The 9933-nt window shown below is 63.9% G+C and carries 7 protein-coding genes and 1 pseudogene; 6 read left to right on the top strand and 2 right to left on the bottom strand.

The features are described from left to right. The 3 genes and pseudogenes from P9272_RS17335 to P9272_RS17325 form a co-directional block, all read left to right on the top strand. Positions 1–974, top strand: a pseudogene (locus P9272_RS17335) (glutamine synthetase family protein); the annotation flags it as partial. A 117-nt stretch (positions 975–1091) separates the two neighbouring features. Beyond that, positions 1092–2378 carry an FAD-binding oxidoreductase gene (locus P9272_RS17330; RefSeq protein ID WP_278161454.1) on the top strand — a complete coding sequence of 429 codons (1287 nt, stop codon included), beginning with the start codon at positions 1092–1094 and terminating at the stop codon, positions 2376–2378. Between the two features lie 256 nt (positions 2379–2634). Further along, positions 2635–3516, top strand: coding sequence for an SH3 domain-containing protein (locus P9272_RS17325; protein WP_278161453.1), 882 nt, complete (start codon positions 2635–2637; stop codon positions 3514–3516). Here the strand turns inward: P9272_RS17325 and P9272_RS17320 are convergent. Together P9272_RS17320 and P9272_RS17315 are read right to left on the bottom strand one after the other, a co-directional pair. Then, on the bottom strand, positions 3500–4819 hold the full coding sequence (locus P9272_RS17320; protein WP_278161451.1) for a Mur ligase family protein: 1320 nt from the start codon (positions 4817–4819) through the stop codon (positions 3500–3502). The two genes, P9272_RS17325 and P9272_RS17320, sit on opposite strands and share 17 nt — an antisense overlap. Before the next feature lie 57 nt (positions 4820–4876). Beyond that, positions 4877–5623, bottom strand: a complete 747-nt coding sequence (locus P9272_RS17315; RefSeq protein ID WP_128261267.1) for an SDR family oxidoreductase — start codon at positions 5621–5623, stop codon at positions 4877–4879. A gap of 257 nt (positions 5624–5880) precedes the next feature. On the opposite strand from P9272_RS17315, the gene zwf reads away from it, so the two are divergent. The 3 genes from zwf (at position 5881) to edd (ending at position 9933) form a co-directional block, all read left to right on the top strand. Next, entirely contained in the window at positions 5881–7350 is a 1470-nt protein-coding gene (gene zwf, locus P9272_RS17310; protein ID WP_128261253.1) for a glucose-6-phosphate dehydrogenase, read from the top strand. Further along, positions 7332–8048, top strand: a complete 717-nt coding sequence (gene pgl, locus P9272_RS17305; protein WP_278161450.1) for a 6-phosphogluconolactonase — start codon at positions 7332–7334, stop codon at positions 8046–8048. The genes zwf and pgl overlap by 19 nt, the downstream gene beginning before the upstream one ends. 61 nt (positions 8049–8109) lie before the next feature. After that, positions 8110–9933 carry a phosphogluconate dehydratase gene (edd, locus tag P9272_RS17300; protein WP_278161449.1) on the top strand — a complete coding sequence of 608 codons (1824 nt, stop codon included), beginning with the start codon at positions 8110–8112 and terminating at the stop codon, positions 9931–9933.

The following is a 9933-nucleotide window of genomic DNA, read 5'->3' as shown; positions in this document are numbered from 1 at the left end:
TTGACGCGCGGGGGCTGACGCGGGTGGGGGCGCCTCAGATCTAATTCTCCCTGGTGCCAAACACCCCGCACCCGCACAACCCGCTCCCGCCGCCCGGCGCACGCTGGGGGCGGCCTAGGGGGGGCGGCGCCGGCTATTCGATCGCCGGCGTCAACGAGTTCGACGAGTTGATCGACGACATCTACCATTTCTCGGAACGGCAGGGCCTGGAGATCGACACGCTGATCCACGAGGAAGGCGCCGGCCAGCTCGAGATCAATTTGCGCCACGGCAATCCGATCGAGCTCGCTGATCAGGTGTTCATGTTCAAGCGCACCATCCGCGAGGCGGCCCTGAAGCACGAGATCTACGCCACCTTCATGGCAAAGCCGATCCAGGGGCAGCCGGGATCGGCCATGCATATCCATCAGTCTGTGGTCGACAAGAAGACCGGCAAGAACATCTTCTCGGCCGAGGACGGCTCTGAGACAGACGCTTTCTTCCATTTCATCGGCGGAATGCAGAAGCATGTGCCGAACGCGCTGGTGATGTTCGCGCCTTACGTCAATTCCTACCGCCGGCTGACGCAACAGGCCTCGGCTCCGGTCAACAACAAATGGGGCTATGACAACCGCACCACCGCCTTCCGCGTGCCGCGCTCGGATCCGGCGGCGCGCCGCGTCGAAAACCGGATCCCGTCTTCCGACGCCAACCCCTACCTCGCGCTGGCCGCGTCGCTTGCCTGCGGGCTGATCGGCATGACCAGGAAGGTCAACGCGGAGCCTCCGGTGCTGACCACGGCCAACGCCGACGAGATTGACCTGCCGCGCAGCCTGCTGGAAGCGGTCGACCTGTTCGAGGGTGATAAGGAACTCGCAGCCATCCTCGGCACGTCCTTCGCCGCTACTTACGCGGCGATCAAACGGGCCGAATTCGAGACCTTCATGGAGGTCATCAGCCCCTGGGAGCGGGAATATCTGCTGCTGAATGTGTGAGGAAAGGCAGTAGGGGAGTAGCTCCTACTGCCCTACTGCCCTACTGCCCTACTGCCCTACTGCCCTACTGCCCTACTGCCCTACTCCCTACTCCCCTACTCCCCTGCTGCGAGCATCATGCCCTACCAATCCCCCATCTCCCCTGGACGGTCCTGGTACGAGGATACGGTCGGACCCCGCCCTGAGTACTCGCCTCTCGATGGTGATCGGACCTGCGACGTCGTCATCGTCGGCGGCGGCTTTACTGGCCTCTCAGCGGCGGCGCATCTGGCCAAGGCGGGTGCGAATGTCGTGCTGATCGAGGCCTACCGCTTCGGCGACGGCGCATCGGGACGCAATGGCGGCCAGCTCGGCACCGGGCAGCGCGCCTGGGCGGAGGAGTTGGAGGTCGAATATGGCCTTTCCCGCGCCAGGGCGCTGTTCGACATGGCCGAGGAAGCTAAGGCGCATCTGCTGGACTTCGCGGCCACCAACGCGATCGACATCGACTATATGCCGGGCCAGCTTTCCGTGGCGCACAAGCAGCGTTACGTCGACGACTACAAACGCCACGCCGAGATCATGGCGACCCGCTTCGGCTATCCGCATGTGAGCTTCATGGACCAGGCGGAGACAGCGGAACGATTGGGCTCCACCCGCTACTTCGGCGGCACCCGCGACATCGGCACCGGTCACATCCATCCGCTGAAGCTCGTGATCGGCACGGCAAAAGTGGCGGCAGCGGCCGGCGCACATCTCTTCGAGCACACGCCGTCCACCGGCATCATTTCCAATGGCGGCAAGGTGAAGGTCACGACGCGCAAGGGCACGATCACAGCCGACAAATGCCTGATCGGGGTCAATGCCTATGGCGGCAATCTCGAGCCGGTGAGCGCGGCGCATATCATGCCGATAGGCTCTTTCATCGGCGCGACCGTTCCGCTCGGCGCTGCCTCCAAAGTGCTACCTGGCGGCGAGTCGGTCGATGATTCCCGCTTCGTGGTGCGCTATTTCCGCAAGTCGAAAGACGGCCGGCTGTTGTTCGGCGGCCGTGAGGTCTATGCCGTCAACGATCCGAAAGACATCCATATCCACATCCGCAGGCAGATCGCCGAACTCTACCCTGACCTCAAGGATGTCGAGATCACGCATGGCTGGGGTGGTTATGTTGGCATCACCATGCCGAGAAAGCCGTTCGTGCGCGAGGTGATGCCGAATGTGATTTCGATCGGCGGCTATTCCGGCCACGGCGTCATGCTGTCGACCTTCTTCGGCAAGCTCTATGCCGAGACCATTGCCGGCAATCGCGACCGCCTGAAACCGATCGAGGACCTGAATATCCCCGCCTTCCCCGGCGGCCGTCGCCTTCGCGCGCCGCTCTTGTTTCTCGCGCTCAGCTGGTTCGCGCTGCGCGACAGGATTTGAAGCTGGCGCCCGGTCGAGCTCCGATTCGACGATGGCGGCTGGCACGCAGCAGGTTGTGGAAGCCTTAACAAGCGCGCAAAATTTCGCAATTTGGCTCACTCATGCCATAATCAACAGTAAAAGATGCGATTATGGGCGAAAATCCGGGGATTTCGCGGGCCTTGTCCCGCACTGATTTCGGGACCGATGCCGATCGACGCCAACCCTCGCGGCAATGATCGAAAGAACGTCGGCCCACTTGTTGGAGGTGGTTTGAGTGAACGGGCCCTTCAGTTTCGGCACGCCGGAACGGCAGCGCTTTACAATGCAGTTCGGCTATAGCGTACGGCCGTCCTTCTGGCAGAGGGTACAGTCGAACGCGCATCTGGTCATTGCAGCCGTTGGCACGGCCGCGCTGCTCGGCGTGGCCGCGGTGGCGCTCTGGTTGTGCATTCCGGGCAGCGGCCGGCAGGTTGCCGCGGCCAGCGCCGAACAGGCGGTTCCGACAATCCCGGTGAAGACCACGAAGATCGCTCCGGTGGCGGCGGCGGTGACCGTGGCCTCGGCACCACAGGCCGCGCGCAAGGCGGATGCGGTCACGCCCACGACGGCCGCTCGCGAGGCCAGCATCCCGGCCTTGGCATCGAACAGCCCCCGCTGGACGGCTTCCAATGCTCAGACCCTGCCTGCCCCGACCGAGGATAAGCCGGCCCCATCCAAGCAGGCCTCCGACACAATCCCGGCGCAATCAACCGACACGGCCTTCGCCGAACCGGCCGCGGAGAACGACGCCTCGGACGCACTGTCGCAGGTTGCCGAACCCGCACCGGCGGGCGAGACGGCCGCGAAGACGCCGGACGACAAGATGGACGGCGCCCAGACCGCCGCCATTCCCGAGGCAAAGCCACAGGCCGATCCGGCAGCGACGGACGACGCGGCGCAGCCCAAACCGAAACCTCAAAAGGTCGGCGCGGCCGCCGACGGACGCATCTTGAGAGCCGTCACCATGCGTTCCGGACCGAAGAAGGGCGCAGCCGCGATCGTCACCGTACCCGCCAAGGCGTCGGTGCAGGTGATGAACTGCAAGCAGTGGTGCGAGATCGTCTATAACGGTAAGCACGGCTGGGTCTACAAGAGTTACGTCAAGACGGGCGCGTGAGATTCAATCCGCCAAGCAGCCATCCAAAGCGACGTCTTCTACGCTCAACCCTGCGACTTGCGAGGAAGGACTCGTGTTCCTCGAACGGCACCTCGTACAAGCCGCACGTGTAACACCCTTCGTTCTTACCACATGCCGGGATCCAGCATTTGACGTCGTGGGTCCATGCCAGCGCAATCCTCTCCAAATGAAGATTGGCGGAGCTCTTGAGCAGGATCAGTTCGCCGGGGACCGCCGTCTGCTTGATGTGGTCCGAGACCTCCTTCGGAGTACGAAGCTCCAGGAAACGCCCGCTGTCGCGGTCCGCCTGGCTCGCGCGTGAGCGATGGGCATTGTCGCCAGTGTAGATAACCTCGTCGGCGATACCGCGCGCGACGCCATAGGCAGTGCGATATTTCCGCGACGAGCCGGCGTAGTCGGAAATCTGGCCGAGAACGATCCGCTTACGAACAGCCCGGGCTTTGGCCACCATCTCGAACGCGATATTCAGCGAATGCCATGGCGCTTTGGCGGCATCGATGATGAATTGCGGGCCGCCATCGATCGCCTCCACCTTGCAGCGGTTGGCCAGAGGTTCGAAGGATGCCGTCCTGGCCACGACTTCCTCCGGCGGAACACCAAGTTCCAGTGCCGTAACAATGGCGGCAGCCGCCGGCAGCCAGAAGTGCTCGCCGGGAAAAGGTGTTTGCACGTCGATGGCACCACCACTCCAGCGCAGGGAAAATCCAAGCAGGTTCGGATAGGCGGCATGAACATCCGTTACACGATAGTCTGCGGTCTCCGACTGGCCGAAGGTAGCGACACGGCCCCTCACGTCCGAAGCCATGCCGAGCACATGCGGGTCGTCGGCATTCAAGATCGCGAGCCCACCCAGCGGCAACACCTCGACCAGCGACTTTTTTTCCTGGGCGACGGCTTCCAGCCTCCGGAATTGAGCAAAGTGCTCCAGTCTGACCATCGTTACGACCGCTACATCCGGCTTTAACATCTCCGCCATCGGTCGGATTGAGCCGGGCTGAAACGCGCCGGCTTCGAACACGACGTAGTCGACCTTGCCCGCCCGTCTCATACGTTTGTAAAGCGTGCGGATGAGTGCCTTGAGCGTGTTGGCCAGAACTTGCGTATGGACCGTGCCGTGACCGGCCAGGATATGCCCAAGCAGGCTGGTTGCCGTCGATTTGCCGGAACTGCCGGTTATGCCGATGAAGACAGCCCTGCTTCGAGCACGAGCACGCCCTGCCCGATAGCGGCGCATGCGCCAGCTCAGATCGTCGCGAATTTCCCGCAGCCTGATCTTGACCACGCCCAGTTCCCCTACCCCGATCCGTTATCCTTGCGACGGACCGTGAAGTCAAACTGCTCAAATACAGCGCCCGCCGTCGACCTCCAGCGCCACGCCGGTGATGAAGGCCGCTTCATCCGAGGCGAGCCACAGCGCCGCGTTGGCGATGTCGAGGGGTGTCGAGAGCCGGCCGAGCGGGATCGAGGCGCGGAACTTTTCGCGGATTTCCGGCGTGTCGGCGCCCATGAATTTCTCCAGCATGGCGGTTTCGCCTGCTACCGGGCAAAGGCAGTTGACGCGAATGTTCTTCGGCGCCAGTTCGATGGCCATCGACTTGGTGGCGGTGATCGCCCACCCCTTGGAGGCGTTGTACCAGGTGAGGCCCGGCCTTGGGCGAAGCCCTGCCGTCGAGGCCGTGGTCAGGATGACGCCACCGCCCTGCCGGTCCATGATCGGCACGACGGCGAGCGCAGCATGGTAGATCGCCTTCATGTTGACCGCGGTGATCAGGTCGAAGGTTTCCTCATCGACGCCCAGCATATCGCCGTTGCGGTGGGTGAAGCCTGCATTATTGACCATGATGTCGATGCGACCGAAGGCGCTCTTGGCGGCGTAGATCATCTCGTCGAATTCGGAGCGCAGGGACACGTCGGTCTGGGTCCAGATCGCGTTTTTGCCTATCTCATCGGCCACTCGCTCGGCGCCCTTGGCGTTGAGGTCGGCGACGACCACGCGCGCGCCCTCCTCGGCAAAGCGCCTGGCCATGCCCTCGCCGAAGCCCGACGCAGCACCCGTGATGATGGCGACCTTGTTTTCCAGACGCATGGCTTTTCCGCTCATTGGATTTCCGCAGCCATCTCCTTTAGCTTTCGTCACATTCACGTTCTATGGTGCATGCGCGAACGCTGCCGGAAGCCATGGCTTGCCTACAAACCTGCCGGCCGCGCGAGTGTCGGGAAACATATGGACCGATGCAAGTGCAAGCGATTGGTCCTGCCTGTGACACCATGGCACTGGAAAATTTAAATCGATTAGAATATACCAACCACGCTGCCGGTATCAGGCATCAAATCGGACTGACCATGACCAGCCAGATCATTCCTGTCGATCCTTTCGACTTCATCATCTTCGGCGGCACCGGCGACTTGTCGGAACGCAAGCTCCTGCCGTCGCTCTACCATCGCCAGCGCGATCATCAATTCTCCGAGCCGACCCGCATCATCGGAACATCGCGCGCGAAGATGAGCGACGCCGAATTCCGGACCTTCGCCAGGAAGGCGATATCCGAGCACGTGAAACCGGCCGATGTCGATGCCAAGGAGCTTGAGACTTTCTTGGCGCGGCTTTCCTACGTGTCGGCTGACGCGACCACAGGCGCCGGCTTCGAGGAGCTCAAGAAGGCGATCGGCAACAGCGACCGCATCCGCGCCTTCTACCTCGCGGTGGCGCCGGCGCTGTTCGGCGACATCTCGCACAAGCTCAAGGAGCACAAGCTAATCACGCCGAATTCGCGCATCGTGCTGGAAAAGCCGATCGGCCGCGACCTCACTTCGGCGCGCGCCCTCAACGACGCGGTCGGTGACGATTTCGACGAAGGCCAGATCTTCCGCATCGACCATTATCTCGGCAAGGAAACGGTGCAGAACCTGATGGCGCTGCGCTTTGCCAATGCGCTCTATGAGCCGCTCTGGAATTCGGCGCATATCGACCATGTTCAGATCACGGTCGCCGAGACGGTCGGGCTTGAGGACCGCGTCACCTATTACGACAAGGCCGGCGCGCTGCGCGACATGGTGCAGAACCATATTCTGCAGCTGCTTTGCCTCGTCGCCATGGAAACGCCGTCGTCCATGGACGCTGACGCGGTGCGCGACGAGAAGCTGAAGGTGCTGCGGGCCTTGAAGCGCATCAACGGCAACGAGGCGCCCAAGCATACGGTGCGCGGCCAGTATCGCGCCGGCGCCTCGGCGGGCGGTCCCGTCAAGGGCTATGTCGAGGAACTCGGCAAGGACAGCAACACCGAGACATTCGTCGCCATCAAGGCCGAGATCGGCAATTGGCGCTGGGCCGGCGTTCCTTTCTATCTGAGGACCGGCAAGCGGCTTGCCGCCCGCGTCTCGGAAATCGTCATCGAGTTCAAGCCGATCCCCTATTCGATCTTCGGCGACAGCGCCGGGCCCATCTTCGCCAACCAGTTGGTGATCCGGCTGCAGCCGAACGAGGGCGTCAAACAATACATCATGATCAAGGATCCCGGCCCGGGCGGCATGCGCCTGCGCCAGATTTCGCTCGATATGAGCTTCGCTCAGTCCTTCGACGCACGCGCGCCGGACGCCTATGAGCGGCTGATCATGGATGTGGTGCGCGGCAACCAGACGCTGTTCATGCGCCGCGACGAAGTCGAGGCGGCCTGGAAATGGATCGACCCGATCCAGAACGCCTGGGAGAGCGCCAGGCAGGAAGCCCAGGGCTATACCGCCGGAACCTGGGGGCCATCGGCCTCCATCGCGCTTATCGAACGTGACGGACGGACATGGCACGAGAGCAATTGAGCGAGGTCAGCTACGGCTGGAACGGCTTTGCCGATCGCCAGGACCTCGCGACGGCGCTTGCCGGTGAGATCGCAGACCGGTTGACCGGGGCCGTTGCGGAACATGGCACCGCTCTGCTTGCTGTGTCCGGCGGGACCACGCCGGCCAAGCTGTTCGCCGCGCTGTCGACCACGCCGATCGCTTGGGACAGGATCACAGTGACGCTGGTCGACGAGCGCTTCGTGCCGCCCTCCTCGCCGCGATCGAATGCCGGACTGGTGGCGGCGAACCTGCTACAGAACAAGGCCGCGGCGGCGCGCTTCGTGCCCCTCTACCATGAGGCGGCAAGCATCGAGGACGCCGCGGTGGCGGACAGCGAAGCGCTGCGGTCGCTGCCCTGGCCGCTCGACGTGGTTATCCTAGGCATGGGCGGCGACGGCCATACCGCCTCGTTTTTTCCCGATGCCGGCAACCTCGAGGAGCTGCTCGACCCGGCGTCCCAGCGGATCGTGCTGCCGGTGCATGCGGCGAGCGGCGGCGAGCCGCGGCTGACGCTGTCGATGGCGCGCATCGTCGCCGCCGGCTTCGTCGCGCTGCATATCGAAGGCGACGACAAGCGCATAGCGTTCAACGGCGCGACGGGCCCAGGCGCGAAAAAGCCGATCCGAAGCGTGCTCGAAGCGGCGCCGAGACGGATAGAGGTGTTCTGGGCACCCTGATTTCATATGAGGACAGCCCGGTGGCAGGGGAGGACGCTTACCGGGCTCGAAAGGACGGACCATGACAGCCAGACGCGATATCGAAGCCATCACGGAACGCATCCGCCACCGTTCGAAAGCCGCGCGAGAAGCCTATCTCGGCCGCATCGCGGAGGGTTCCAGCCGGACCGCCAACCGGGCGGTGCTGGGCTGCGGCAACCTCGCCCACGGTTTTGCCGTGTGCAGCCCGTCGGAAAAGATCGCGCTCGGCGGCGACAGCGTGCCGAATCTCGGCATCATCACCTCCTATAACGACATGCTGTCGGCGCATCAGCCCTTCGAGACGTTCCCGGCGCTGATCAAGGAAGCCGCGCGCGAGGCTGGCGGCATCGCCCAGGTCGCCGGCGGCGTGCCGGCCATGTGCGACGGCGTCACCCAAGGCCAGCCCGGGATGGAGCTGTCGCTGTTTTCGCGCGACGTTATCGCGATGGCGGCGGCGATCGGCCTGTCGCACAATATGTTCGACGCCGCCGTCTTCCTTGGCGTCTGCGACAAGATCGTCCCCGGGCTGGTGATCGCGGCACTCACCTTCGGGCACCTGCCGGCCGTCTTCATCCCCGCCGGACCGATGACGACTGGGCTCGCGAACGACGAGAAAGCCAAGGTCCGCCAGCTCTATGCCGAAGGCAAGGTCGGCCGCGCCGAACTGCTGGAGGCGGAGTCCAAATCCTATCACGGGCCAGGCACCTGCACCTTCTACGGCACCGCCAATTCCAACCAGATGCTGATGGAGATCATGGGGCTGCACACGCCCGGCGCCTCCTTCGTCAACCCAGGCACGCCGCTGCGCGACGCGCTGACCCGGGAAGCGGCCAAGCGGGCGCTGGCGATCACCGCGCTCGGCAATGCCTACACGCCGGTCGGGCGCATGATCGACGAGCGTTCGATCGTCAACGGTGTGGTCGGCCTGCACGCCACGGGCGGCTCCACCAACCATACGATCCATCTGATCGCGATGGCCGCAGCCGCCGGCATCGCTCTGACCTGGCAGGACATTTCCGACCTGTCCGAGGCCGTGCCGCTGCTCGCCCGCGTCTATCCGAACGGACTTGCCGACGTGAATCATTTCCATGCCGCCGGCGGGCTGGGCTTCCTGATCCGCGAGTTGCTCGATGAAGGCCTGCTGCATGAAGATGTGCAGACGGTGTGGGGCGAAGGCCTGCGGCCCTACGCGGTCGAGGCGAGGCTTGGCGAGGATGGCAGCGTGGTGCGCGAGGCAGCGCCTCTCAACAGCGGCGACGAGAAAGTGCTGGCGTCGGTGAAGAAAGCCTTCCAACCGACCGGCGGCCTCAAAGTGCTTGGCGGCAATCTCGGCCACGCCGTGATCAAGACCTCGGCGGTGAAGCCAGAGCGGCGCATCATCGAGGCCCCGGCAAAAGTGTTCGACAGTCAGCAAGGCCTGAACGACGCCTTCAAGGCCGGCCAGCTTACCGGCGACTTTGTCGCCGTGATCCGCTTCCAGGGCCCGAAGGCCAACGGCATGCCGGAGCTGCACAAGCTCACCACTGTGCTCGGCATCCTGCAGGATCGCGGCCAGCGCGTCGCGCTGGTGACCGACGGGCGCATGTCGGGCGCTTCCGGCAAGGTGCCGGCGGCGATCCACGTGACGCCGGAAGCGGTCGAGGACGGACCGATCGCGAGAATCCATGACGGCGACGTCATCCGTCTCGACGCGGATGCCGGCACACTCGAAGTGCTGGTGCCGGGAACGGAATTCGCGCTGCGCCGCACCGCGGACGCCGATCTCATCGGCAACGAGTTCGGCTTCGGCCGCGAGCTGTTCGCGGGCTTCCGGCAACTGGTCGGTCGCGCCGATCATGGGGCGGCGGCGTTCGGAAACGCCTGA

This window comes from Mesorhizobium sp. WSM4976, assembly GCF_029625685.1.
Lineage (GTDB): Bacteria > Pseudomonadota > Alphaproteobacteria > Rhizobiales > Rhizobiaceae > Mesorhizobium.
This window is presented reverse-complemented; position numbering and strand designations above follow the sequence as displayed.